General features: G+C 55.5%; 25 protein-coding genes and 1 pseudogene. 11 read left to right on the top strand and 15 right to left on the bottom strand.

All coding sequences use genetic code 11. The features are described from left to right. Nucleotides 1-7: 7 nt before the first annotated feature. Genes ATO67_RS20870 through ATO67_RS20850 form a run of 5 tightly spaced genes read right to left on the bottom strand, consistent with a single transcriptional unit; the run spans nt 8 to nt 5,189 of the window. Nucleotides 8-709, bottom strand: a complete 702-nt coding sequence (locus ATO67_RS20870) for a cyclase family protein (protein ID WP_245304056.1) — start codon at nt 707-709, stop codon at nt 8-10. Between the two features lie 40 nt (nt 710-749). Further along, entirely contained in the window at nt 750-1,685 is a 936-nt protein-coding gene (locus tag ATO67_RS20865) for an ABC transporter permease (RefSeq protein WP_067653569.1), read from the bottom strand. After that, nucleotides 1,682-2,647 (bottom strand): ABC transporter permease, encoded by a 966-nt coding sequence (locus tag ATO67_RS20860; protein WP_067653567.1) that lies wholly within the window; start codon nt 2,645-2,647, stop codon nt 1,682-1,684. Before ATO67_RS20860 ends, ATO67_RS20865 begins: the two co-directional genes overlap by 4 nt. Further along, nucleotides 2,640-4,100: a sugar ABC transporter ATP-binding protein gene (locus ATO67_RS20855; protein ID WP_082760370.1), complete on the bottom strand. Its 1,461-nt coding sequence runs from the start codon at nt 4,098-4,100 to the stop codon at nt 2,640-2,642. The genes ATO67_RS20860 and ATO67_RS20855 overlap by 8 nt, the downstream gene beginning before the upstream one ends. 12 nt (nt 4,101-4,112) lie before the next feature. Further along, nucleotides 4,113-5,189, bottom strand: a complete 1,077-nt coding sequence (locus ATO67_RS20850) for an ABC transporter substrate-binding protein (RefSeq protein ID WP_067653565.1) — start codon at nt 5,187-5,189, stop codon at nt 4,113-4,115. A 209-nt stretch (nt 5,190-5,398) separates the two neighbouring features. Here ATO67_RS20850 and ATO67_RS20845 point away from each other — a divergent pair, with 209 nt between their 5' ends. Further along, the gene (locus ATO67_RS20845) at nt 5,399-6,139 is read left to right on the top strand and encodes a GntR family transcriptional regulator (protein ID WP_067653644.1); all 741 of its coding nucleotides are present in this window, start codon (nt 5,399-5,401) and stop codon (nt 6,137-6,139) included. Between the two features lie 152 nt (nt 6,140-6,291). Continuing rightward, a pseudogene (locus ATO67_RS23810) lies at nt 6,292-6,808 on the top strand (ABC transporter permease); the annotation flags it as partial. 579 nt (nt 6,809-7,387) lie between these two features. On the opposite strand, the gene ATO67_RS20830 reads toward ATO67_RS23810, so the two are convergent. After that, entirely contained in the window at nt 7,388-7,699 is a 312-nt protein-coding gene (locus ATO67_RS20830; RefSeq protein ID WP_067653559.1) for an ArsR/SmtB family transcription factor, read from the bottom strand. Nucleotides 7,700-7,797: 98 nt separating this feature from the next. Here ATO67_RS20830 and ATO67_RS20825 point away from each other — a divergent pair, with 98 nt between their 5' ends. The 3 genes from ATO67_RS20825 (at nt 7,798) to ATO67_RS20810 (ending at nt 10,816) form a co-directional block, all read left to right on the top strand. Next, nucleotides 7,798-8,889, top strand: a complete 1,092-nt coding sequence (locus ATO67_RS20825) for an NADH:flavin oxidoreductase/NADH oxidase (protein ID WP_067653557.1) — start codon at nt 7,798-7,800, stop codon at nt 8,887-8,889. A gap of 362 nt (nt 8,890-9,251) precedes the next feature. Continuing rightward, nucleotides 9,252-10,445, top strand: coding sequence for a TadE/TadG family type IV pilus assembly protein (locus ATO67_RS20815; protein ID WP_106404999.1), 1,194 nt, complete (start codon nt 9,252-9,254; stop codon nt 10,443-10,445). Between the two features lie 137 nt (nt 10,446-10,582). Then, a complete protein-coding gene (locus ATO67_RS20810; protein ID WP_067653551.1) occupies nt 10,583-10,816 on the top strand; it encodes a hypothetical protein in 234 nt (77 codons plus the stop codon). A gap of 83 nt (nt 10,817-10,899) precedes the next feature. Here the strand turns inward: ATO67_RS20810 and ATO67_RS20805 are convergent, their stop codons facing one another. Beyond that, nucleotides 10,900-11,250, bottom strand: a complete 351-nt coding sequence (locus tag ATO67_RS20805) for an HNH endonuclease (RefSeq protein ID WP_067653549.1) — start codon at nt 11,248-11,250, stop codon at nt 10,900-10,902. Between the two features lie 242 nt (nt 11,251-11,492). Here ATO67_RS20805 and ATO67_RS20800 point away from each other — a divergent pair, with 242 nt between their 5' ends. Further along, a complete protein-coding gene (locus tag ATO67_RS20800; RefSeq protein ID WP_067653547.1) occupies nt 11,493-11,792 on the top strand; it encodes a hypothetical protein in 300 nt (99 codons plus the stop codon). A gap of 51 nt (nt 11,793-11,843) precedes the next feature. On the opposite strand, the gene ATO67_RS22630 is transcribed toward ATO67_RS20800, so the two are convergent. Genes ATO67_RS22630 through ATO67_RS20790 form a run of 3 tightly spaced genes read right to left on the bottom strand, consistent with a single transcriptional unit; the run spans nt 11,844 to nt 14,360 of the window. Further along, a complete protein-coding gene (locus tag ATO67_RS22630) occupies nt 11,844-11,954 on the bottom strand; it encodes a DUF2474 family protein (RefSeq protein WP_082760367.1) in 111 nt (36 codons plus the stop codon). Further along, nucleotides 11,954-12,958, bottom strand: a complete 1,005-nt coding sequence (gene cydB, locus ATO67_RS20795; RefSeq protein ID WP_067653545.1) for a cytochrome d ubiquinol oxidase subunit II — start codon at nt 12,956-12,958, stop codon at nt 11,954-11,956. The genes ATO67_RS22630 and cydB overlap by 1 nt, the downstream gene beginning before the upstream one ends. Continuing rightward, complete coding sequence (locus tag ATO67_RS20790; protein WP_106405001.1) at nt 12,948-14,360, bottom strand: cytochrome ubiquinol oxidase subunit I; 1,413 nt, start codon at nt 14,358-14,360, stop codon at nt 12,948-12,950. Before ATO67_RS20790 ends, cydB begins: the two co-directional genes overlap by 11 nt. A gap of 598 nt (nt 14,361-14,958) precedes the next feature. Here ATO67_RS20790 and hglS point away from each other — a divergent pair. From hglS to ATO67_RS20760, 5 genes are all read left to right on the top strand, one after another. Further along, nucleotides 14,959-16,338 carry a 2-oxoadipate dioxygenase/decarboxylase HglS gene (hglS, locus tag ATO67_RS20780; protein WP_067653539.1) on the top strand — a complete coding sequence of 460 codons (1,380 nt, stop codon included), beginning with the start codon at nt 14,959-14,961 and terminating at the stop codon, nt 16,336-16,338. An 11-nt stretch (nt 16,339-16,349) separates the two neighbouring features. Beyond that, complete coding sequence (locus ATO67_RS20775; protein ID WP_067653537.1) at nt 16,350-17,768, top strand: FAD-binding oxidoreductase; 1,419 nt, start codon at nt 16,350-16,352, stop codon at nt 17,766-17,768. Between the two features lie 40 nt (nt 17,769-17,808). Beyond that, nucleotides 17,809-19,338 (top strand): L-piperidine-6-carboxylate dehydrogenase, encoded by a 1,530-nt coding sequence (gene amaB / locus ATO67_RS20770; RefSeq protein ID WP_067653535.1) that lies wholly within the window; start codon nt 17,809-17,811, stop codon nt 19,336-19,338. Between the two features lie 129 nt (nt 19,339-19,467). After that, complete coding sequence (locus ATO67_RS20765) at nt 19,468-19,947, top strand: ribonuclease H family protein (RefSeq protein WP_342585731.1); 480 nt, start codon at nt 19,468-19,470, stop codon at nt 19,945-19,947. 137 nt (nt 19,948-20,084) lie between these two features. Then, nucleotides 20,085-20,510: a (R)-mandelonitrile lyase gene (locus ATO67_RS20760; RefSeq protein WP_067653533.1), complete on the top strand. Its 426-nt coding sequence runs from the start codon at nt 20,085-20,087 to the stop codon at nt 20,508-20,510. Nucleotides 20,511-20,641: 131 nt separating this feature from the next. Here the strand turns inward: ATO67_RS20760 and ATO67_RS20755 are convergent, their stop codons facing one another. The 5 genes from ATO67_RS20755 to ATO67_RS20735 all read right to left on the bottom strand — a co-directional run bounded on the left by ATO67_RS20755 (nt 20,642) and on the right by ATO67_RS20735 (nt 26,055). Next, the gene (locus ATO67_RS20755) at nt 20,642-21,562 is read right to left on the bottom strand and encodes an SMP-30/gluconolactonase/LRE family protein (RefSeq protein ID WP_067653531.1); all 921 of its coding nucleotides are present in this window, start codon (nt 21,560-21,562) and stop codon (nt 20,642-20,644) included. 29 nt (nt 21,563-21,591) lie between these two features. Continuing rightward, entirely contained in the window at nt 21,592-22,539 is a 948-nt protein-coding gene (locus ATO67_RS20750) for an ABC transporter permease (RefSeq protein ID WP_067653529.1), read from the bottom strand. Continuing rightward, a complete protein-coding gene (locus ATO67_RS20745) occupies nt 22,536-23,477 on the bottom strand; it encodes an ABC transporter permease (RefSeq protein ID WP_067653527.1) in 942 nt (313 codons plus the stop codon). The genes ATO67_RS20750 and ATO67_RS20745 overlap by 4 nt, the downstream gene beginning before the upstream one ends. Beyond that, nucleotides 23,474-24,937, bottom strand: coding sequence for an ATP-binding cassette domain-containing protein (locus ATO67_RS20740; protein ID WP_067653525.1), 1,464 nt, complete (start codon nt 24,935-24,937; stop codon nt 23,474-23,476). Before ATO67_RS20740 ends, ATO67_RS20745 begins: the two co-directional genes overlap by 4 nt. A gap of 101 nt (nt 24,938-25,038) precedes the next feature. Next, nucleotides 25,039-26,055, bottom strand: a complete 1,017-nt coding sequence (locus tag ATO67_RS20735) for an ABC transporter substrate-binding protein (protein WP_067653523.1) — start codon at nt 26,053-26,055, stop codon at nt 25,039-25,041. Between the last annotated feature and the right edge of the window lie 26 nt (nt 26,056-26,081).

Raw genomic sequence — 26,081 nt, 5'->3', positions numbered from 1 at the left:
GCCAGGGTTAAATGGCGATGCTGGAGAGAGTGTTTGAATGGGCACCTTTGGCAAAAGCTGCGACAGCTCGGATGGGAGATCCCGAACCGCCGGCGATTGGCAGCGGCAAGGTGATTAGGAATGAGAAGACGGGGACGTCCCCGAGCCTAGCGAAATTCTCGCCAATCAGAACACCTGCTTCCAGCATCATATTGTGCGCCGGGAAATCGGTGCTTCCAAAGCAATCGAGCGAGAGGCAATCCGAACCGACGATGCGAACACGGCGGTCGAGAAGATATTGCGAAGCCTCGCGCGACAGGCCCGGCCAGTCGCTGAGAAAGCTTGGGTGATCTCCCGGATCCTCCCAGAAACGATCCCAGCCGAAATGGAAGAAGACCGCATCACCGGCGCGGATTTCGCCATGCTCGGCTTCAAAAGTTTTTATTCGCTCGACGCCTACGGCTTCCCGCGGTCCACAATCGCGGGCATCTATCTTCGTCATTCGGCCGAAGAAGGTCTGCAAAGCAACGCTATCAATTGCAGCCGCACCCTTGACGAAGTGCAGAGGGGCGTCGAAATGCGTGCCGGTGTGCTCGCTCATACTGAGGGAATGATTGCAGGCCAGGTCGCCATGATCATAGCTCTCCACAATTTCGTGACAGAAGAAGGGATGCGATGGCCATACAGGGACGCTTGGAGTGAGCCTATGGGTGAGGTCGACAAGGGTCATTTCTGAGCCGAATGCCCGTGTTAATGTCGCTATATCCATGTCAGGTGACCTTCGGCCGGGGTACGATTGCAACGATCAAGATGATCAGAGCGCCGGTCAGGACAAAGCGAACACCTACTTGCATCTGGAAGGTATTCAGCATTGTGGCCATCAGGTTGAAGAACAGCGCCGCGCCCCAGATACCCACCGCATTGGCTTGCCCGCCAGCGACACTTGTGCCGCCTAGTACAACAACTGCGATGGCCTCAAGAAGATAGGTATCGCCCATGTTGAGTGCCGCGCCGCCGGAAAATCCAGAAAGAAGGAAACCTGTTAGAGCCGCCGAGACTCCGCAAAAGAGATAGGCAAGCAACCGGACCCGCGTTACAGGCACCCCAGCCAGTCGAGCGGCACGCTCACTTTGGCCAATTGCGAGCAACTGCCGGCCCCAGACACTACGGGCGAGGATGAAGGCGACCGCTATAGTGAGGGCGATAACGGCGATCGGCATGACGCGCATGCCACCGATCGACCACAGGGTGAATGCCGAAAGTGCTGCCGGGGGCTTCAGTGTCGCTTCGCCGCCAAGATTGAAGGCCAGCGACTGGAACACAAAACTCCAGGCAAGTGTTGCAATAATTGGCGGCAGACGTAGAAGGCTGATCGCCAGAAAATTAGCAATACCTGCCAGAGCGCCGACTACCATGGCGACGGCCAAGCCCGGAAGGATCATTTCGTTGCTACCGCTCATCACCGACATCGATAGGTAGGCTGCCAACGTTAGAACTGATGGCATGGAAAGGTCGATATTGCCGGGTCCGGACGAAATCACCAGCATCTGGCCGGTTCCGACCACCACGCTGAACGCGGCAAAGGCAAGAGCTGACGACAAGGTCGGCACAGCACTTCCGAGACCGGAGTAAGAGATGGTTACGATCCACATAACAAGTGCTACGATGAATCCGTAAGTCCAGGGTTTCAGGGCATTTCGGCTCATGACTTTTTCTCCGTGAGCAGGACGCGTCCGGCCAAAACAAGGAAAAGTATTCCTCCCTGAGCGCCGATCTGCCACGTCGACGGAACCTGCAGGAAGCTGAGAAGTGATCCTGCGAGAGCAAGCGTCAGAGCGCCGATAACAGTGCCGACCGGGGATACGATGCCGCCGGTAAATACCCCTCCACCGAGAATGACGGCGCCGACGCCCAGAAGCGTGTAAGCCGGGGCGATGTTTGGATCGCCCGAGGTCGTCAGCCCCGTGAGCGTAATGCCTGCGATGATGCCGAGAGCACCCGCTGCCGAGTAGATCGCCGATCGGATGACGGTGATCGACCAGCCGGCGCGCTGAATGGCCCGCGGATTGCCACCTGCACCTCGTAGCACCACACCATATGAAGAACGGCTGATGATGAAATGACCCACGGCAGCGGCCAGAATGGCAAGCAGAACGGGCAGGGGAATAAATGGCGGGCGCCATGCCATGAAACCCAGCAACCAGGGAGGCGCGGTGCCGCCAGGGGCCGGAAGTATCATAACCGCGCTGCCCAGCCATATGAACGACATGCCAAGGGTCACGATGATTGATGGCAATTGTCTGACATGGATCAGCAACCCGACAACGGCATAGACAACAACGCTTCCTAAGTAGATCGCAATCGCCAGCGTGGGTGCCTTGTCCAGATAGAGCGCGGTTACGCAGGTTATAAAGCCCACGAAAGCGCCGATAGACAGGTCGATATCGCCAAGCATGATGACAAGCATTTGTGCCAGCGATGCGAACATCAACGGGACCGCCAGTTTAAACAATAGTGTGAAGCCAAAATAGCTCATCGCCGTTGGCCGGATCCAGAAAATGACGGCGAGCATGATAACGAGGGCAATTGCTGGCAAGCCGATCTGCAACGCCGGTGCCAGACGTTCTCCCAAGCCGCGGTTCTGCCCAGATGGGATGATCTCAACCATTGGCGCCTCCGAACGATGCTTCAAGAACGCGGTTATGGTCGATCTCATCGCTTCGCAACTCTGCAACGGCTTTGCCCTCACGGAAAACGTATAGGCGGTCGCAGTTCTTCAACTCTTCGAATTCTGTTGTGTACCAAATAAAGGTGCGACCGCGTGCGGCCTCTTCACGGATCAACTTGTAGACCTCCTGCTTCGTCCCGACGTCCACACCGCGCATCGGATCGTCCAGCAGGATGACCTGACCATCAGATGCAAGCGCGCGGGCGAAAAGCACCTTTTGTTGATTTCCGCCGCTGAGTGCCAAGATGGGAGTGTCGATCGTCGGAGCCTTAACCTTCAACCGTTTCGACCATGTTTCGGCAAGCGCGCGTGCTGCCGGACTGGAAATGATGCCACCTTTCTGGAGCGCATTGAGACTGCGGATGGTTAGATTATCGGCAATCGACCAGAGCGGCATGATGCCCTCGACACCGCGATCACCCGCCACAAAGGCTACCGGAATCTTTCTCATGGCCATATAGATGGCGCGCAGCCGCTCGCGTTGACCGTGACCGTCCAGGCCTGCAAATCCTATGATCTCGCCTACGGCAGCCCTGATCGGGAAATCTGCTTCGTCGATACCCGTATGATCGACCACAATTCTATCTTGAATTTCACTTCTGGCCACCATCGCTCTCTCGCCGGGCACTTCGATATTTCCCATCATGCCGACCAGTTTAGAGCGCGTCAGACCGGACGCCGGGCGGTCTGCGACAATCGCGCCATCCATCATCACCACTACGCGGTTGCAGACGTCGAGAATTTCGTTGAGCCGGTGTGTGATCAGGATGCAGGCGACACCGCGCGCAGATGCCATTCGAATGTAGGTCAGCAGCTGTTCCGCTGGCTTGTGGCCCAAAGCCGAAGTCGGCTCGTCGAGAATGACACAGCGGACATGGCCTTGGGTTTCGGTAAAGGCGCGGGCGATCTCGACCATCTGTCTCTCACCAATCGAAAGATCACCGATCTTTGCGTCCACGTCGATTCCATGCCCTGGAAAAATATCGTCCAATGCTTGTGTGACAAGCGCGCGCGCTTTACGCCGCCACGCAAAGCCGCACAGACTGCGGTGGACGATCCTCGTGTTTTCCGTTGCCGATAGATTTGCGCAAAGCGAGAGCTCCTGAAAAACGCAACGCAAACCGTTAGTCTTGGCTTCGGAAGTTCCCCAACGGTCGACGGCGTGCCCATCGTAAACGAACGTTCCCTCCGTCCTTTGGAAGGCACCTGACAGCACGTTCATCAAGGTCGACTTGCCAGCACCATTATGGCCGACCAGCCCCAGGACTTCACCTTTGGAAAGGGTGAAGTCTACGCCGACCAACGCGTGGACTGCACCGAAGCTCTTGCGGACCCCGCGGGCCTCAATAAGAAGGCCCGCGGCGGTGTCTGCGGCAGCTGGGAGGAAAGCCATCGTTTTGTTGCCTTACTTGGGAGCCGGAACCAGTGGAAGAGGCTCCTTTTTCACGTTTGCATCGATGATTTTAGCGACCAGTTCTTGCGGATAGTCGGCATTGACAACGCCGCCATCCGGCACCGTTTTTAGCCAGGCATCGAGATCAGTTTGCTGGATCTGTAGCAACGGCACTTCGATAAATTTTGGCATTTTCTTGCCGGCCAGCAGTTGCTGCGCGACCCAGAAGGCAACCTGGGAGACGGAAGGGGTTGCACCGAGCGAGAACGTTTCATAGCCATTTGCATCGTGCTCTTGTTTCCAGAGCGCAAGCTCGTCCTGTCTGTTGCCCATGATGATAATCGGCAACTGGCGACCAGCAGCTTTGAAAGCCTGTGCTGCGCCGTAGCCATCACCGCCCTGGGTCAGGACACCATCTATCTGCGGCAGGGACGGCAGGATGCCGGACACTTCTTTCTGTGCCACTGTTGCCGTCCACTGGCCATAGACTTCACCAACCTTCTTATAGTTGGGGTGGGCCTGGAAAGCTTTCTTGACGCCTTCATTCAACCGCTTGTCGAAGCCGTCTCCTGCCATCCCGCGGATTTCGAGAATATTCGCAGGTTTGTTACCAAGTTTGCTGGAAATGTAGTCCATTTCCGCCTTGGCATAGGAATCCAAATTGTAATCCACGACATAGGCGCACGGTTCGGTCACGCCGCTGGCAAAAGCAACCACCACAATCCCCGCATCACAGGCGTCTTTGATTGCACCGTTCAGGGCAGTATCAGAACCGGCCAAAACAATGATGGCGTCGTAGCCTTGCAGGATAAGGTTCTGGATTTGTGATGCCTGCTCCGTGACGGAATTATTGGAACTGACCACTGTGGTGCCAGCGATTTTCTTCTCGCCCACAGCCTTGGCGCCCATTGCTTCGAAACTCTTGATCATGACCTGGCGAAATGAATTGCCGGCATAAGAATTGCTGAATGCAATCTTTTTTCCGCTTGTGTCTGTGGTAGCCACGCCATCTTGAGCAGCGGACGCACCCGAAAGCATTGCGCCGGTCATGAGCGACAACGCAACGGTTTTAACGATTCCGAATTTCATGATTCATATTCCTCCCTGAGTCAGATCAAGGCGCTATCGGCCTCAGCTGAACGCTGCCCGAAATTTATCGGCAAGCGTTCCTCTCCATCCCGTGCTCCCGAAAACAATTAAATACTACCATGGCAGTATGTCAACACAGTTATAGATTGTCGGCGAATTATATGCGATTCAGAGTATGCAAAGCCTATTTAATAAGCGGAGATTCAATTTTGGGACGTCGACCGAATCGAGGAGCGGCCAAGGCCTCAAGTCCAGAAATACAGGCGCGATCGGTGCTGCAGGCCATAAACCCTCGCCAACCAATCGCGGCGCAAATCTATGAGCAATTGAGGCGTGCCATCACTTCCCTGTCGATGCTCCCGTCTGAGGCGCTGAGCGAGAAGGAGCTATCTTTGCAATTGGGTGTAAGCCGCACGCCGGTTCGTGAGGCGCTAATTCGTCTAGCAGACGAAGGGCTCATCGATATTTTTCCGCAACGTGGAAGTTTCGTTGCACCTATTCGTCTCCGCGATGTCGAGGAAGCCCAATTCATCAGGGAATCTCTGGAAGTCGCGGTGGCCAAGCGCCTATCCGCGGGATGTTCTTCTCGTTTCCTCGCCGAAGTCAAAAGCAATCTCTCTGATCAAGAGAAAGCCGTCAGCGCTGAAGCCTTGGATCTTTTTCTTGAACTGGATGAAGCGTTTCACAGGAGTTTTTGCGAAGAGGCTGGCTTGTCGAAGAGCTGGCGCGTGATCCAGACTGTAAAGTTGCAGATGGATCGTGTGCGATATTTGAGCCTTCCCGATCTTGGGCATCTGCGGGCATTATTGGTACAACACCGATCGATTGTCGATGCGATAGAATCGGGGGATGCCGAACTTGCGGGAGCCGCGATGGCTCTGCATCTGAAGGAAGTACTAAAAACCGCACAAAAGCTCAGCGAACAAAGGCGCGATCTCGTCGAACACTAAACGCGTGCCAAGATCAATGAATGAATATTTGAATGATAATGCGCCGTCGAGGGTTGGTCCACTGTAGACCCAGCAGAACACTTCCCGAGGAAGGTACTATGCTGCCCGGTAGGTGGTAACTCCGCAGGTCGCTTTGCTTTCCTGTTCGTTCAGATGATCAGGGGCGAGACATGCTGTCGGCCATCCTCTATGGCCTCCGCATAAGCCTGATCGTGGGCTGGGTTCTGCCGCGCTCGCTTTTATCATAGGCACCGCGTTCGGCCTGACAGCCGCATATGTCGGTGGACGGATTGAAAACGCAATGATGCGGCTTGTCGATCTCCAGCTGTCCTTTCCAACGATCCTTTCTGCGCCGATGATCCTTGCACTTTTCGGCAAAAGCGTTGGCAATGTCGTCGTTGCAATCGTTCTGGTGGAACGGGCGACCTATGCTCGCACGGCCCGTGGCGCTACCTTGACCGACTTCGCCGGGAATATGTAGAAGCGGCGCGGTCGCTACGTTTGCCGCATCGCAACATCCTGTTCCGCCAATTGCTGCCGAACGGTCTATCGCCGCTGGTCGTACTGCTGACGATGCAGGTCGCACGTGCGATCACTCTTGAGGCAACGCTGAGCTTCCTTGGTCTTGGTGTCCCTGTGACAGAGCCGTCACTCGGGCTTTTGATCGCCATCCCCCGCGACCTTGCACGATCTGCTAATCAGTAGTTCGGGTGTCTATCATCAGCCAGTAAGTCCGGGCAGCAATACGAAGAATATATCTGAGCGCGGACAGCGGAACTCTCGATCTCGCTTATTCTGGCTCAGTCCCGCAATCTTGTCGAAGAAGCCGACAGTGTGAGGATGGTGGCTGGCAGGTCGGCGTCGGCAGGGACATCAGAGGCGCAAATCTTGGATTTTCGGTCCCGGGACCTCGGCGGGTAGGTAGCCCTCATTGGTTTGGCGCTGGGTATGAATGTCATCGATCACAACAAAACCCGCTCGTGGCATTGCTGGAATCGCCACGCCTTTCTCGTCATGCTCGCCTTCGCAATTATGGCTGTGGTTCAGATATCGTGCCAATAAGCTTGCCCAACGGCGTGTAAAACCCGCCTACGTCATCGCATGGTCATGTTGGAGACGAGCGCATCAAGCTGCCGCGCGACGCACTCATTTGAAACCAAAAAGGCAACTGTAATGCTAGGCAGTCACCATGACGCGGAGACCTGTTTGCCGGAGATTTCATCACAAACGAGACATTATGCTTTGCCGTCAGTCCGGTTCTTCTGATGCGGCCAGTACCGCGTCCAATAGACCAGGAAACCGCTCGTCCATCTCTTCACGACGCAGTTCATTCAGATGCGCTGGTCCATCCGTGCGGGTGAATACCAGACCGCCCTCTCTCAAAACTTTAAAGTGGTGAGACATGCTGGATTTGGGTCGTCCGCCATCCAGCGCGGAACATGTGGCCTGTCCCTCGCTTGACAGCTGACGCACGACGCCTAGCCGTACAGGGTCGCTGAGCGCATAGAGCACCTGAGTGAGTGTCACGTCTTTAAGGGCGGGATGTGGAATGGCGCGCATGAATCAACCTAGCATCAGACGATATTATTTGATAGTTCGATTGTAATCGAACAATCAAATATTTATATGAATATTCCTAATTATCAGTTGGAGCTTCCATGTCATCCTTATTTACCCCCTTCAAACTCAAAGACGTAACGTTGCGAAACCGCATAGTCGTGTCACCCATGTGCCAATATTCGGCCGAGGACGGCATTATCAATGATTGGCATCACGTTCATCTGGCCGGACTCGCGCGGGGCGGAGCAGGCTTGGTGGTTGCCGAGGCGACTGCAGTATCACCGGAAGGCCGTATCACGCCCGGATGCGCTGGCATTTGGAGTGATGAACAGATCGAGCCTTGGAAAAAGGCGGTGAATTTAATGAAGGCTGCAGGTGCTGTTCCGGGGATTCAGATCGGACATGCCGGCCGCAAAGCGAGCGCCAACCGCCCATGGGAAGGCGACGACCATATCTCTGCTTCTGATCCGCGTGGCTGGGAAACATTGGCACCATCAGCCATTGCGTTCGGAGGAAACCTTGGCAAGGTGCCGCAGGCGATGACCCTTGCCGATATAGAGCGGATCAAGGCAGACTTCGTCGCTGCTACGAAGCGGGCGCTGGAAGCCGGCTTTGAATGGCTTGAGCTTCATTTTGCCCATGGTTATCTTGGACAGAGTTTCTTTTCGACCTGGTCAAACAAGCGCACAGACAACTACGGCGGTGACTTTGACGGGCGAGCCAGATTTCTGCTCGAAACGCTGGCTGCTGTTCGAGATGTCTGGCCCGAACACCTGCCGCTTGCCGCACGCTTCGGCGTAACCGAATTCGATGGATCGGATGATCTGGAAGAGGGAATCGAGATGGTTCGTCGCTTCAAGGCTGGGGGCCTCGACATTGTCGATGTCAGCATTGGTTTCTCCACGTCGACCGCCAATATTCCCTGGGGCCCCGCTTTCATGGCACCCATCGCTCAGCGGGTACGGCGCGAGGCTGGACTTCCTGCCACGACAAGTTGGTTCATCAGCGAGCCAAAGCAAGCCGATGCACTGATCGCGGACGATTTCGTAGACATGGTCTCGCTCGGTCGCCCGCTGCTTGCTAACAGCCATTGGCCATATCATGCGGCGCTTGAACTCGGCATCGACAAGCCGTCCTGGACACTTCCCGCACCATATGCTCATTGGCTAGAACGCCACAGAACAGCCTGAATCCGAAGGATTAATCGCAGGTATTGGCCACCGCTGTCGATAAAACCGCGGTGGCTGCTGCACTTCTGGCATGGAAGTTGATCGACAGTAAAACGATGGCGTTCATGCAACGTATGGGCCAACGCTTTTGCGGACAAGATACGATCAGCGGTTCCCGACGGACCGAGATTATACTCATACAGAATCCAAGGGTTTTTAAAATCGAATATAAGTTATTAATATAACGGTTATCCTACATCTTTTTATAAAATTAAATCACAATAATTATTGGGATATGCAAAGGAATTTGTGTTCGAAGGTCCCATGCGATGAAGAAAAAACTCTGTATAGCGCCACACTATATTGCTCTGAGATACAGAGGCATGATCAGAGATAGAGGTGGAAATTTTGCAATGCTCGCGGCGTTGATGACACCAATCCTCCTTGTGATCGCCGGTGGTGCTGTGGATGTCATGGGTGCGTTGACCGAAAAGCAGCACTTGCAAGAGAAGCTTGACGCAGGCGTTTTGTCCGCAGCAACAAAAACGACACCTCAAGCGCAACGAACCGAAATTGAGAATTTTCTGAGCGATCTTGTTTCTGAAGACGATCAGGCGATCAATTTGCAGGATTCCGTCTCTGTGGCATCAAATTCAGACGGAAGTGTCACTGGTAATTTTCATGCCAATTTCAAACCGTCATTTCTTCCCCTCATCGGCATGAACACGATGCCGATTTCCGTGTCGTCGACGGCTATTGCGCCAAAGTCCAAAGCTTCCGGTGCCTGCATCTATGTTCTTGGAAACAAAAATCAGGCAGTGCTGATCAACTCGGGTGCCCGGATAAAAGCGGAAAATTGCGGCATCGACGTACAGTCAGTCAGCAACCCAGCTTTCATCATGAACAGTGGATCAACCATTGATACCACGCGGTTTTGCGTTAAAGGCACGCAGTACATCAAGAATGGCGGCACTTTGACAAACTTGCAGGTTGGTTGCAATGCGTCGACCGACCCCTACGCAGGTAAACTTGCAGAGCCGAAACTACCGACAGCCTGTACAGACAGTGGCACCAAGGACGGCCAGATTCAGTCTATCAAGCCTGGCATGCATTGCGATCTGACATTCAATGGCAGTCCAACTATTACATTCGAACCTGGGCTTCATATTATCAAGGGACGTATGATCATCAACAGTAACTCGACGGTTACTGCTAATGGTGTGACGTTTTATTTCCCAGATGTCGACAGCGAGATACGCGCCAATGGCGGCCTTTCCTTCAAAGCGTCGGCACCCACAAGTGGTGCCTACAAAGGCGTGTTGATGTTTGAGAAAACCAGCAACGTCGCTGTCGGTTCCGATACGCGTCAGTACATTTTCAACGGTTCAAACGGCGAAATATTGGAGGGCATCATCTACCTTCCGAACCGCGACGTCACATACAACTCCACGACCAATCAAGCCAACAAGATTTCGTTGGTTGTGAATACGATGATCGTCAACTCGGCCAATTGGAATCTTAAACCCTATGATGGTTTGGACAGTGGAGTGAAAACGGCGTCACGGCTTGTAAAATAGGACGAAGATCACCTCTCAGTCACCTTCAAACTCAAAGGCGGTATTCCTCTTTTCGCAGAAGTTATCTACAACGCGCGACAGCAGGGTGGACCAGACATATTTGGTAGGCGCCAGCCGAACAATGATAGGAGAGTAGAGTGAACGGACCTGATGTAGCAGATGTGACAGATCGAATTTATGAATCACTCAATACCGATAATGCTGACATCGATGGTCTTATCGCAACGCTTAAGGCAGCATTGGCGCGGGCCGGATTGAAAGAGGCCGTATTCGACCCCGCGAAGCTGGTCCAGAATAACCGTTCTGGCAGAAAGCTCATGCAGGCTTATTTTCGGCAGCGCGGCGTAATTGTAAAATACGTGAACTCGTGATGGCTTTCAGGACGGCTGGTTGGCCGTCCACCGCAATTTGCCCGAGCAGTAGTTTTGTCGTCCAGTATGCTGGGTGACGACTGCTATTTTCGTCCTCTGCTTGAAAAGGGTCCTTGCTTTGAATCCTTTGCTGCATCGGAGAAACCCGCAGGCTTGGTCTTTATCCATGCGACGAATTTCTGCATGGCAGGATCCTCGAGTAGAGCGTCGATGGTGAAGAACGTCTTTGCCAGTTGCCCATCGGTGAAGATGGCGTGTATCTGGCGGTGACAAACATGGTGCAGCACGACGGTCGTCTTGCCACCCTTGCTCTTCGGGATGAGGTGGTGTTTTTCCTTCTGATCATCCGGGACTGTCCGCTCGCATATCGGACAAATCGTCGGCTCTGGTTCGGAATCTGATGAAGCGAACTCATCTCGGATCTTGCGGGCCATTTTGTCCTCGGTCAATTTGACGATTGCGGCTCGTCTGCGGTGTAATTACTCCGCTGACCTTAGCAGCAAATACCATCAGCGCTGGACCGTAGACAAGATAGAAAGTCCGATCAGTTCCAAATGGAGATGGGGGTTGATCCAAGGCGGATTTCAACAGGAAAGTATAAATACGTTGCCGCAGCGCATCGGTTTGGACATAACTGTCTGAAAGAAAACCGCGTTTGTGGATTGAGTGATTTCCAATGGGAAACAAGTCGTTTTGGGTGTGGCTCTTTGTCCTGGCCGTACCTGTATTTTCACTCGTAGCAGTTCAGATCGATACGAATTCCGGAGCCTCGATCGGCGGTGGCGGTTACGATCTTGGACCGTTTCTATATTCCTGGCTGTTGATTATTGTAACCGCTATTTGGTCGCTTTTCACTCTTGCGGTCGCGTTGATTCACCGCGACCGGTCAGCCAAGATGCGGGCCGTGTGCTTGACCGTCATCGGATGTTTCACCCTCATCATCGTTCTGTTTATTTACCGAAAGAATCTTTCCTGAGAATAACGGCCATCGCGTAAAATTCGGAGCCTTTCAACGGCGTACCGACCTCTATCCGATGATGACCAACCGGATCGCATAGGCGACGACGCCGAGAAACAGTACGCTGGCCAGCCAGAGTCCGACGAACCATAATATCCGCTTTGAACGCGAAGACGGCATCAGTGATATCCTTCGTCGGGATCAATTTTGCCGCGAAATACCCAGTATGCATATCCGGTGTAGGCAAGGATGATCGGAACCAGAACGCTTGCCCCGACCAAGAGAAACGCAAGGGAGCTATCCGGTGCCGCAGCTTCCCAGATCGTCAGCGATCCCGGCACGATATAGGGATAGAAGCTGACGCCAAGACCGGCGAAACAGATAACGAAGATGCCGAGTGCTGCCAAGAACGGCTGAAGATGTCTGTCTCTTGTCAATCCCTGCCAAAGTGCGGCTGCACATAGCGCCACGAGCAGCGGCACGAAGGCTGAAAAAAATGCCGTCGGCCAGCCGAACCAGCGCTCGAAATAAACACGGCTGATGAAGGGTGTCCAGATGCTAACGACACCGATGAGGGCAAGTGTGCCGACACCAGACACCATTGCAAGCTTTCGCGCCTGCGCCTGCAAAGCACCGACCGTTTTCAGATTAAGCCATGTCGCACCAAGAAGTGCGTAACCGACGACGACCGCCAGTCCAGTGGTGATGCTGAACGGCGTCAGCCAATCCCACCACCCGCCGGAATAGGCGCGGTTGGTGATCTGGATGCCTTGTATCAGCGCCCCAAGCGCAATTCCCTGCATCATGGCAGCGATTGTCGAGCCGATACAGAAGCCCCAGTCCCACCAAATGCTGCCGCGCGTTGTCCGCCAGCGGAACTCGAACGCAACGCCACGGAAGATCAACCCCAGCAGCATCAGAGTAATAGGCATATAAAGTGCAGGCAGCACCGTGGCATAGGCGACAGGAAAGACTGCCATCAACCCGCCGCCGCCCAGCACCAGCCACGTCTCGTTGCCGTCCCATACCGGAGCGATGGAGTTGGTCATAACGTCGCGGTCATGCCTTCTGGGAAAAAACGGGAAAAGGATGCCTATTCCAAGATCGAAACCATCAAGGATGACATAGGCAAGAACGGCAAAGGCGATGATAGCGGCCCAGATAAACGCAAGATCAAACATCATGACGGACTCCGGAAAGGTCTTGAGTGGGGCCGGGTGTAATGCCGGCTGTTCGCGTCGGAGCGTGATCCAATTCGTGATCTTCAACAAGGACGGGTGTACGGCGCATAAGCCGCAGCAGGTAAAAGACGCCAGCCCCGAAGACGACGAAGTAGACGATGATGAAGGCGAGAAGTGACGCGCCAACGGCAGGTGCGGCAATGGGTGAAAGGCTATCTGACGTACGCAGCAGGCCATAGACCGTATAGGGCTGGCGCCCCACCTCTGTCGTGTACCAGCCCGCAAGTACCGCGATGAACCCCGATGGGCCCATGAGCACCGAAGCCCTGTGCAGCACACGGCTGTCATAGAGACAGCCTTTCCACCGCGCCCAGAGCGACCACAGGCCGACCAGCAGCATCAGCACCCCGAGACCCACCATAATGCGGAAGGTGATGAAGGGAATGAGGGCTTTTGGTCGGTCGTTCTTGCTCCACTCCTTCAGGCCCTTGATCTCGCCATCGAGCGAGTGGGTGAGGATCAGGGAACCGAGTTTGGGAATCTCGACCGCGTATCGCGTTACCTCTGCTTCATCATCGGGAATGCCGAAGAGAATGAGCGGTGCGCCGCGATGGGTCTCATAGTGACCCTCCATGGCAGCAATTTTTGCTGGCTGGTGCTCCAGCGTGTTGATGCCGTGCAGATCGCCCACGAAAATCTGGATCGGGGTGACAAAAGCGGCCATCCACATGGCCATGGAAAACATGACCCGTGCCTGACGGTTGCTTTTATCTCGCAGCAGGTGGTAGGCACCCACGGCGCCGACGCCGAATGCCGTGGTAAGAAACGCGGCCAGAACGGTGTGTACCAGACGATAGGGAAAGGACGGATTGAAGATGATCTTCCACCAGTCCGCAGGCAGAAACTGGCCGTTCTCACCGATGGTGAACCCCTGCGGCGTTTGCATCCAACTGTTGGCGGACAATATCCAGGTGGCGGAAATGAGGGTGCCGAAAGCCACCATGGCAACTGCAAACATATGCAGGCCATCGCCCACGCGTTTGCGCCCGAAAAGGGCAATGCCGAGAAAGCCTGCCTCAAGAAAGAAGGCCGTCAGAACTTCATAACCCATCAGCGGCCCGATGACTGGCCCAACCTTATCGGAGAACACCGCCCAGTTCGTGCCGAACTGGTAGCTCATGACGATGCCGGATACGACCCCCATGCCGAAAGTAATGGCGAAGATGGGTTTCCAGTATTCGAAGAGCTTCAAATAAATGGGATCACGCTTCCACAGCCAGAGCGCATTGAGGACGGCAAGGTAACTCGCGGTGCCGATGGAGAAAGCCGGGAAAATAAAGTGGAATGAGACCGTAAACGCAAACTGTATGCGCGCCAGAAGCTCTACACTAAAACCATCAAACAATTTGACCTCCATCGCGGCACAAGATTGCTTGTCGTTCTATACCTGTTTGTGCCGAGCGACTGCATGCCAAATTAGCGCGTGCCAAAACATCACACGTGTCATTCTGCCGCGTTGGATGACAACGAAGCTTTCACATTTGGAGACAAAGGCTGTTTCTGTCGCCGGACCCTTTTGTTGAGCCGCGGGGGAAAGCGTGACCCGGCATGGGAAATCTCCTCGAGCAGGTCGATCTGGGCAGGAGCAATCCTGGCTTCATGCGAGATGTCCGCATGGCATCGGGCATCCCAATATTAGCCAGCTGGTCCGTGTCGCTGGTCGAAGCTGTGTCTTGGGATGCATTCCTCAGCCTGCAGGGCATTGAGATTAAGCGGAGGATGTTATCTGAGAGAATGCACTTTCAAACATGACGGTGTGGAGGTTTGTCAATGTAGCGCCACTAAGCTGCTATAGTCTGCTGACGCCATCGTCATTCCACATTCGCATCAACATAGTTGGAAAGGTCACGTGATTTGCGTTTATGCAGTCATTATAGTGCCTGTACCGCATGATTGCCGCCTTCAATGCTTCGAGGTAAAACGCCGTGACCTGCATTTCCTTTATGTCTCCAGACGATATCCGTTCAGATTTTTCTCTGGCCATGTCGGCAATGTATCGCGACGAGGTGCCAGCATATGGTACGTTGATGTCTCTCGTCGGCAAGGTGAATGCGGAAACGCTTGGCGCAGATCAGCAACTCAGGGAGCGGCTGGAAGCCACCGATACGCTGGAGCGGATTTCGGAAGAGCGTCACGGCGCCATCCGGCTTGGTACACCAGCTGAACTCCACATGATGCGTCGGGTCTTTGCAGTCATGGGAATGTATCCGGTCGGGTATTACGATCTGTCCACCGCTGGTGTTCCTGTCCATTCTACAGCGTTTCGTCCTGTTGCCGAAAGCAGCCTCAATCGCAATCCCTTCCGCGTTTTCACGTCTCTACTTAGGCTCGACCTGATTGCCGACGAGGCACTGCGTGCGGAGGCTGCGGCGGTTCTGGCATCGCGTAAGATTTTCACGGATGCGGCTGTTGCTCTGGTGGAAAAAGCGGAGAAGAATGGTGGTCTCGATGCTGCGAATGCGGCACGTTTCGTTGAAGAAGTGCTGGAAACATTCCGTTGGCACGATAAGGCCATCGTCGATATCACAATGTACAATCGATTGCTGAATGCGCACCGATTGATTGCTGATGTCGTGTCGTTCAAGGGGCCGCACATCAACCATCTTACGCCGCGCACGCTCGATATCGACAAGGTACAGGCGATGATGCCCGCAGAGGGCATCGCTCCGAAAGCTGTGGTCGAAGGCCCGCCAACACGTCAATGCCCCATCCTTTTGCGCCAGACATCCTTCAAGGCGTTGGAGGAAGCCGTGTCGTTCGTAGGTGCGGATGGCGACTGGCAGGAAGGCTCGCACTCGGCACGTTTCGGCGAAATCGAGCAGCGAGGCATCGCTTTGACGCCGAAGGGGCGGGCTCTATATGACGCTCTGCTCAACGAGACGCGCGCGCGGGTCCGTCCTGCGGCCGATGGTTCGAATTCCGGTGCTTATGAAGCCGCATTGGCAGACGTTTTCAAAGCCTTTCCGGATGACTGGAATGCCATTCGCAAGGCCGGTCTCGGCTATTTCAGCTATTCTCTGACCGCCGCATGCGAGACAGCCAATGTCTCGGCACTTGGCCTCGAAGATGCTATCGAACAGGGCTATGTTCGATTTGATCCTATCGTTTACGAAGACTTCCTGCCCGTCAGTGCTGCGGGCATCTTCCAGTCGAACCTCGGTGACGAGGTTGCGCAGGAATTTGTCGCCAGCCCCAATCAGGTCATGTTCGAGCGGGATCTTGGGGCAGGGGTGCTGGACGAATTCCAGCATTATGCAGGCATCGAACGCGCTTCGCTAGAGGCATGCCTGACAGCCGTGCATAGCGCCGTGGCTGCGGAGTAACGGGTGCTGAGATGACGGAATCCCGACATATCGAAGTGCTGAAGCATATTCTCGGTGATAAGGGTTTGGTGACTGAAGTTTCTGATATGGTGGCCTATGAGACGGGTGCGCGGTATGATCAGGGCCGAGCAGCCTTCATTGCGCGCCCTGTCTCAACGGCTGAGGTCTCGGCGGTGGTTGCCTATTGCGTGAAGAATGGTATCGCGCTGGTGCCGCAGTCCGGCAATACGGGTCTTGTTTCAGGGTCGACACCGGATGGTTCCGGGCAGCAAGGCGTTCTTAGCCTCGACCGGCTGACCGCACCCTATGAGCTTGATCGTGTCAGCCGTACCGTCAAGGCCGGCGCCGGGTTGAGATTGTCCGATCTTAATACGAAACTCGAAAAAAGCGGCCTGTTCTTTCCCATCGATCTCGGGGCTGACCCGCGCCTTGGCGGCATGGTAGCGACCAATACTGGTGGTTCTCGTTTTCTGCGCTACGGCGATGTTCGCCGCAACACGCTGGGTCTCACAGTCGTGCTGGCCGATGAAGCCGGAACGGTGCTGGACCTGTCATCGGCCCTGCGCAAGAACAATACCGGTATCGATTGGAAACAGGTTTTCATTGGTACGTCTGGTGCATTCGGGATCGTCACTGAATGCGTGCTCAATCTTGAGCCCGCGCCTCGACAGACGGCCACTGCACTGCTCGTTCCCGCCTCTCCGGATCAGGTTCCGGACCTTCTGGTGGCCATGGAAGATGCGCTCGGCAGCTATCTCTCGGCCTTCGAGGGCATGTCTGGCAATGCGGTGCGTGCGGCATTGGATCATGTTCCGTCGCTGCGCAATCCGTTCCAGAATGGTGCCGTGCCGGATTTTGTCATTCTAGTGGAAATCTCTCGCTCCAGCGCTTCACGCGAAGGTGAACAGCCGCTGGATGCTGTGTTGGAAGAGGTTTTGGGCGCGATATGGGAGCGGGATGATGCGCCGCTGGCAGATGCATTCGTCGGCCCGCCGCACGAAATATGGGCGCTTCGTCATGCGCTGTCGGAAGGCGTAAAGCACATGGGACGCCTGATTGCTTTCGATCTGTCCTTCCGGCGCGGTGATATCATGCGGTTTCTGGAAAGAATGAAGCTGGAAATGCCCCAAGCCTTTCCGGATATAACCATCTGCGATTTCGGACATATCGGTGATGGCGGCGTACACTTTAATCTCGTAGTCGCTAAAGATGATGTGAGAATGACCGATCCACACTTCGAACACGCGCTGCGTGAGTGGGTCTTTACGGTGGCCGTGGAGGATTTTGGCGGAAGCTTCAGCGCCGAACACGCCCTTGGCCGCAAGAACCAGGACTTTTACGACAAATATACGCCGCAAGAGATTCGCCGTCTGGCGGCGGGCCTTAAGGCGATGACATCGCCCGCACAGCTTGGAACGGTAGATTTCTAACCGCGCGATGATACCGGAATTTTTCAAATAAGGAACGAGCATGATGACGAAGATTGTCGATGTAAAGCAGGAAACGACGAAAATTCTCGATAAGCTTGGCGTGGCACGTAGCGCCTGGAACGATGGTGACATGGCATCTTTCAGCCCTGTTAGCGGTGAAGAAATTGCCTGGCTGAAGACTGTATCAGTTGGCGATGTCGCTGCCATGGTTGAGAAAGCTGATGCGGCGTTCAAGACATGGCGTCTTGTGCCCGCGCCAAAGCGCGGTGAACTGGTGCGTCTGCTGGGCGAAGAGCTGCGCGCGGCCAAGGATGACCTTGGCCGTCTCGTGTCCATCGAAGCGGGCAAGATCACCTCCGAAGGTCTAGGCGAAGTGCAGGAAATGATCGACATCTGCGATTTCGCGGTCGGTCTCTCCCGCCAGCTTTACGGCCTCACGATTGCTACTGAACGTCCCGGCCACCGCATGATGGAAACCTGGCATCCCCTTGGTGTCGTTGGCGTTATCTCCGCCTTTAACTTCCCCGTTGCCGTATGGGCATGGAATGCTGCACTGGCCATTGTCTGCGGCAACTCGGTTGTCTGGAAGCCATCGGAAAAGACTCCGCTGACGGCGCTTGCCGTTCAGGGTATTTTCGAACGCGCTATTGCCCGCTTTGGTGACGCCCCGGAGGGTTTGAGCCAGGTCATCATCGGTGATCGCACCGTTGGCGAAGCCCTTGTCGATCACCGCAAGGTCCCACTCGTTTCGGCAACCGGCTCAACCCGCATGGGTCGTGATGTCGGCCCGCGCCTTGCCAAGCGTTTTGCCCGCGCCATTCTGGAACTGGGCGGCAACAATGCCGGTATCGTCTGCCCCTCTGCCGATCTCGACATGGCGCTGCGCGCTATCGCTTTCGGTGCAATGGGCACGGCCGGACAGCGCTGCACGACGCTGCGCCGTCTGTTCGTGCATGACAGCATTTACGACCAGCTCGTTCCACGCCTGAAGAAGGCCTATGCCTCTGTTTCTATCGGCAACCCCTTGGAAACGTCCGCACTCGTCGGTCCACTGGTCGACAAGGCGGCATTCGATGGCATGCAGAAGGCATTGGAAGAAGCAAAGGCCCATGGTGGTGTTGTTGCCGGTGGCGAGCGCGTGGCTGATGCCGGCAAGGACACAGCTTATTATGTGAAGCCAGCCCTGGTTGAAATGCCGAAGCATGCTGGGCCGGTTCTGGAAGAAACCTTTGCGCCGATACTATACGTCATGAGATACAGCGATTTCGATCAGGCTGTCAGTGATCATAACTCGGTTGTGGCCGGACTTTCATCTTCCATTTTCACCCGTGATCTTCAGGAGGCTGAGCGTTTTCTATCTGTTGATGGTTCAGATTGCGGCATCGCCAATGTCAATATCGGCACATCGGGTGCGGAAATCGGCGGCGCTTTCGGTGGTGAAAAGGAAACGGGCGGCGGTCGCGAGTCAGGTTCGGACGCATGGAAGGCCTATATGCGTCGGGCCACCAACACCGTGAACTACTCCAAGGCACTGCCGTTGGCGCAGGGCGTAACATTCGATATCGAGTAAATCTCAAGGACACGCAGATGAAACCAGACGATGTGGGCTTTCGGCCCGCTTCCCGTATAGCCTCTGTCGGCGTGTCCAAAACCCTTCAAATCGATGTGCGGGCCGCTGTGATGCAAGGATGGCGACGGCGTGCAGATCACTCGTTTAATGGCTGCTTCTGATACACTCCAAGTCTTTACCGACGGCTCCTTCGATGTGAAATCAGGATCCGGCAGGTGGGCATTCATCGTTCTGGAAGATGATCGTTTGGTTCATAGTGCCTGTGGCAACGGTATGGGTCATTCCAATAACACGTTCGAAATTATTGCGGTTTTAGAGGCCTTGCGCTGGTTAGAAGGCTTTGCCGAAAAGCGCGTTACAACACTTTGGACCGACTCATGGCACGTTGTAGAAGGCGCCAGCCATTGGCGCAATATCTGGCGGAACAACGGTTGGAGGCGGATCAATCCGAACATACGAGCTCGGCCCCGCAAGATACCCGACACCGTATTATGGCAGGAGATGGACGGCTTCCTTAACCGCAATCCCAACGTGATTGTGAAGTGGTGCAAGGGACATTCCGGCATTGCAGGAAACGAGCATGCCGACGCGCTGGCCAGGAGCAGATAAGGTTATAGCTCGACAGGAACAACTTCCTTTGCAGACCGGCAGTTTTATGAATAATGGCTTGACGCAGTAGTACCCTTGAAGTGCGCGGAGATAGCGCCAGACTTCAAACAAGCTTTGACGACAGAAAAGGGGAACAGATGAACACTGTTCGGGCAAATCTCGAAATTACTCGTGCCAAAAGTGGGGCTCAGGCTGCTGCCGAGGAGTATTTTACTGGCAAAGTCGAAATCTCGGGCCGTTATCAAGCCGACGCGCCTGCTCGTATTGGTGGAGCGACAGTGTCTTTCCTGGCGGGCGCACGTACCGCCTGGCATACGCATCCTCTCGGACAAACCCTGTTCATCGTGACGGGAACAGGCTGGGTGCAGAAGCAAGACGAAGCGGTGCAGCAGGTCGGTCCGGGAGACGTTGTCTGGATTCCCCCGAATATACGGCACTGGCACGGAGCCTCGAAGGGCGAGCCAATGGTGCATTTTGCCGTGGCTGAAGCCCTCAACGGAAGTTCGGTCACCTGGCTTGAAAAGGTTTCTGACGAGGAATACGACAAGGGCTCAGAGATATGAAATGGGCTGTGGTGTTATGCGAGAGGCCACCGCTTCGTCGGCACGCACCAAGGTCTCATGGGAATCGCTGAGCAGCGACCTATCGAAAGAGGTTGGCTAAATGCTACGGCTGTTATCACAGAACAAAGTCATTACGGATATTGCGCGCCGGCTGCAGCGACGTAAATCGAGTAGAGTGATTTCGTTGCCGTAATGAACAGCCTGTTCTTGCGCGGGCCACCGAAAGTCAGGTTTGCCACGGTTTGCGGGATTTTAATCTTGCCCAGCAGCGTGCCATCCGGTGAAAAGCAGTGTACGCCGTCTCCGGCGCTGGTCCAGAGATTGCCCGCGACATCCAGACGGAAGCCATCCGGCAGGCCATTGTCCAGCGCGCAGAATTCCTTCCCGCCGGTCAGACGCTTGTCATCGATCACATCAAAAACGCGGATGTGGCGTGGACGAGCGATGTCGTGGCTGGAAGAGGAGTCGGCGACGTAAAGCTTGGTCTCATCAGGAGAGAAGGCAAGCCCGTTGGGCTGTCCGAAGTCATCCACCATGATCTCGATTTCACCTGTCGATGGATCGAGCCGGTAGACATTGCGGGTTTGCTGCTCAGGCTCGGATTTGTACCCTTCGTAATCGGAGAGAATGCCATAGGTGGGATCGGTAAACCAGACACTGCCATCGGAACGGACGATGACATCGTTTGGAGAGTTCAGCCGTCTGCCACGATAGCTATCCGCCAGTATGGTGATTGAGCCATCCACCTCCGTGCGCGTCACGCGCCGTGTGCCGTGTTCGCAGGAAACCAGCCTGCCCTGCCGGTCACGTGTGTGGCCATTGGCGAAATTGGATGGTTGGCGAAACACGGAAACGCCGCCTTCTGGCACCCAGCGCATGATTCGCTGGTTGGGAATATCGCTCCACAACAGGCAATTGAGATCCGAGAACCAGACCGGGCCTTCGGCCCAGCGGCAGCCGGAATAAAGCTCTTCCAGCTCGGCATTGCCGACAATCAACTGGCGAAAACGTTCGTCGCGAATTTCATAGAGGGAAGACGTGTCTGTCGGCATGGGCTCGATCCGAAAATTGGGGTTCGCGTTCAGCGCAGCTTTTTGGGGCCGCTTGCAAGAAGAATGACGGAGATGATGATGAGGCCGGTGAGGATTAGGCGGATGCCTGCGCCGAAGCCGTAGGTATTGAGCATGGACACGACGAGGAACATGAACAGCGACGCGCCCCAGATGCCCGGCACATTGGAATCGCCACCCGCAACCGCCGTGCCGCCGATGACCACGACGGCAATCGACATCAGCAAATATTCGGCGCCCATGTTGAGAGCCGCACCGCCGGAGAAGCTGGCCAGCAGATAACCGGCAATGGCGGCCAGCACTGCACAAAGGACATAGGTTATGAACCGTGTACCATCGACCGGTATGCCGGTCATTCTAGCCGCAAATGTGCTTTGGCCGATGGCGGATATCCAGCGTCCGTAGAAGCTGCGGTCGAGGAGCACCCACGCGATGGCCGATAGCAGCAGGGCAACGAGCGCGACGTTGGGAATGCCGAAGGTGCTGGAGATGGCGAAATCGGCCAGCATCTGCGGCGGCTTGATGCGCAGGCCGCGATTGGTCCAGATGGCCGTGGATTGCACGATGAAGCTCATCGACAAGGTAGCGATGATGGGTGGAATGCGCAGAAGCTTGATCAGCGCGTAGTTGCCGATGCCCACCGCGACACCGATGCCGATGGCAACCAGCAGACCCGGCAGGATGAGATGATCGGAAACATCCATGAATTTCAGCGCAACGGTGCCTGACAGAGTCATGGTCGCCGGTACGCAGAGGTCGATATTGCCTGGTCCAAGCGTAATCACAAACATCTGGCCGATGCCGACGATGACCGAGAAGGCCGCAAATGTCAGCGCCGCGTGCGACAGGCCGAAGGAGCTGGCACCGCCGGTAAAGAGAACCGTGATGATCCACACCGCGATGGTGGCGGCAAAAGACCAGATCCACGGCTTCTTCGAAAATCTCTGCAAGGCACTCATTGGTTTTTCTCCCGCTTTTCGAGGCGGTTCAGGAGCAGGCGAAGGCCGAGCACGACGATAAGAATGGCGCCCTGTGCACCGATCTGCCAATCCGGCGAAATGCGCATGAAGGACAGGAACGAACCAGCCAGCGTCAGTGTCAAAGCACCGATGACGGCACCAATAGGCGAGACACGACCTCCAACGAATTCGCCACCGCCAAGAATGACCCCGGCAATCGACAGCAGCGTGTATCGCAGCGCGATATTGGCATCAGCAGAGGTGGTGAGGCCGACAAGCGCTATGCCTGCGAGAACGGCGAACAAACCGGCAAGGGCAAAAGTCGCGGCGCGGATGCCGATAACGGACCAGCCGGAGCGTTCGACGGACCGGAAGTTGCCACCGACGCCGCGCATCAGCACGCCGAATGATGAGCGCATAACGATGTAATGGGCGATAGCCGCGATCACGACGCTGGCAACGATGGCCATGGGGATGAAAGGCGGCTTCGCCGTCATGATCGTGCGAATCCACACAGGTGCTTGACCGCCGGGGGATGGCAGCAACAGAACGGCCAGCCCGCCCCAGACGAAGCTCATGCCCAGGGTAACGACGATGGAGGGAAGCGCGCGGATGTGGATGATCGCGCCCATTGCGGCGTAAACCGCAATCGCGGCTGCGAAAATGAGGATGCCGACCAGCGGCGAACTTTGCAAGAATGTTGCCGTCACGCAGGCGCAGAAACTGACGAAGGTTCCCATGGACAAATCGAGGTCGTTGACCGACATGATCAGCATTTGAGCGATCGTGGCGAGTGCGATGGGAACGGCCAGATTGAACAGCAGGTTGAGGCCCGTATAGCTCATGGTGCGGGGCTGCATGTAGAACACAGCAACCAGCAGCACGGCGAGAGAGGCTGCCGGAATGATGAGGCGCAAGGCGTTGGCGGAAAGCTTCATGCGTGTGCGTCTCCGGAAAAAGATGCAGCAAGCACTGCCTGTTCGTTGATCTGATCGCCTGTCAGTTCGGCCTGGATGATGCCATCGCGAAACACGTAAACGCGGTCACAAAGGCGGATTTCGTCCATTTCGGTCGAGTACCAGATGAAGGTCCGGCCACTGGCCGCTTCGGTTCGCAATATTTCATAGACTTCCTGCTTGGTGCCGATATCGACGCCGCGCATAGGGTCGTCCATCAGAACCGTCTTGGCGGTTGTGGCCAGCGCTCTGGCAAACAGGACCTTCTGCTGGTTGCCGCCTGACAGCGAAAGGATTTTGTTGTCGACATCCGGCGTGCGGATTTCGATGCGCTTCTTCCAGCTTGCGCCGAGTTCGTTTTCCCTGTCGCGATTGACGAGGCCCGCCGGTGAGAAATCCCGCAGCGATGCTATGCTGAGGTTCTTCAGAATGCTCCACAAGGGGAATGTGCCATTGAGACTTCTGTCACCCGCAACGAAGGCGATATCCTGATGCCGCGCGGGAAACCAGCTGCTGTTGCGCGAAAGATAAAGGTCGAGCAATGCTTCCGTCTGGCCATGACCGCCGAGACCGGCAAGCCCGATGATCTCGCCGCGATAGGCTTCGAAGGGTAATCCCCGTCCTTTTCTTGGCGGCATGGACAAGACGGTGGGACCAGCCCTGCGTTCCAATGAACGCTTGCCACCCTGTTCCTTCACGACACTGCCCATAGCTTCAACGAGCGTTTTGTTGGTGAACGCACTAGCAGCACGATCGGCAACTACTTTTCCATCCTTCATCACGACAACGCGGGTGGCGGTGGACAGGATTTCACCGAGAATATGGGATATCAGCAGCACCGCACCGCCATTGCGCACAAAGCGGCGCACGTAATCCATCAGCTGTTCAGCAAGGCCCGCATCGAGCGAGGATGTCGGCTCATCGAGAATCACGAGTTTCGGTTGTTCGTTTACGCCAGCAAAGTTGATGGCAATTTCCACCATCTGCCGTTCGGCGATGGACAGTTCCGAAATCGTCAGATCACAATCGATGCCATGGCCGGGGAATATATCGTCTAGTTTGGTACTGATCATATCAAGCGCGCGGCAGCGCCAGTTGCTGCCCTTCATATCCGGATGCATGACGCGGACGTTTTCGTTAATGGTCAGGTTCGGACAGAGCGACAGCTCTTGAAATACGCAACGCACGCCGCTGGCACGTGCTGCGGCAATGCCATAGGTGCTGGGTTTACCGCCATAGGACACGGAACCCTCATGCGGCGTCAGGCCACCGTTGATAACGTTGACGATGGTGGATTTCCCCGCACCATTGTGGCCAACGAGGCCAAGGCATTCACCAGAGTGGATAACGAGGTCGGTGCCATCCAGCGCCTTCACGGCACCGAACACCACTTTCACGCCACGCGCCGCGACGACTTCCTGTCTCGATACGATTTGATTCATGAGCAGTTACGCCAGTTTTTTGCGGCCGGAGCCACAGCTTCGCATCCATCGCAGTGCCGGTGAACGGCACTGCGATGTCTTGGGAGTGATTAACCCGGCGCTTACTTGGCGGCGGAGATGACCTTCTGTGCGTCTTCCAGGCTGTATTCGACGTTGGCGACGCCACCCTTCTGGGTACCCTTGAGGTTTTCCTCGAGATTGGCCTGATCGATGCGAAGGAACGGGACGGTCAGGTCCTTCTTCACATCCTTGCCGTCTAGAATCTGCTGTGCGACCCAGAAGGCGAGCGTGGAGACGCCGGGTGCGATGGAAACCGACATGGTTTCATAACCGCTGGCATCCTTCTGCTGCTTCCACCACTGCAACTCGTCTTCACGGTTGCCCATGACGATGGTTGGTGTCGGACGCTTTGCGGCGGCAAAAGCCTGTGCCGCACCGTAGCCGTCACCACCCTGCGTGACCACGGCGGCCACTTCCGGAAGGCTCGGCAGAATGCCCGCGACAGCGCGCTGTGCCACATCCTGCGCCCAATCGCCATTCACCGAACCGACAATCTTGAACTGGGTGTTCTTGGCAACGCCGGCTGCAATGCCTGCGTGGATTTCGTCATCCACGGAAACGCCAGCCAGACCACGAATCTCCAGGAGATTGCCACCCTTTGGCATCCTCTTCGCGAGGTAGTCGATCTGGCTTTCGCCCATGGCTTTGAAGTCCACGGCGATGCGCCATGCACAGGGTTCGGTAACAGTGCCGTCGAAAGATACGACGGTAATGCCCGCGTCACACGCTTCCTTGATCGCGCCGTTCAGCGCGGTTGGCGATGCGGCATTGATGACGATGGCATCATAACCTTGTAGAATGAGGTTCTGGATCTGGGCAGCTTGTTCAGTTGCCTGATTTTCTGCTGTGGTAAACGGGTCGGCAGCGGCAACGGTGCCAGCCTTGACCGCGTCCTTGGTGATCTTGTCCCAGCTGGTCAGCATGGCTTGGCGCCATGAATTACCTGCATAATTGTTTGAAAGCGCGATTTTCTTGCCGGATGTATCGGCGTGTGCAGTCATAGGCAACGTCGCACATGCGACAGCAACCGATGCCAGAAGCATCTTCCTGATAGCCATTGATTTTTCCTCCCTAGTGGCCCACC

The sequence above is a fragment of the Agrobacterium bohemicum genome (assembly GCF_001562555.1).
Taxonomy (GTDB): domain Bacteria; phylum Pseudomonadota; class Alphaproteobacteria; order Rhizobiales; family Rhizobiaceae; genus Agrobacterium; species Agrobacterium bohemicum.
Note: the sequence above shows the minus strand (reverse complement) of the source record. Positions and strands in the feature narration are given on the sequence as shown.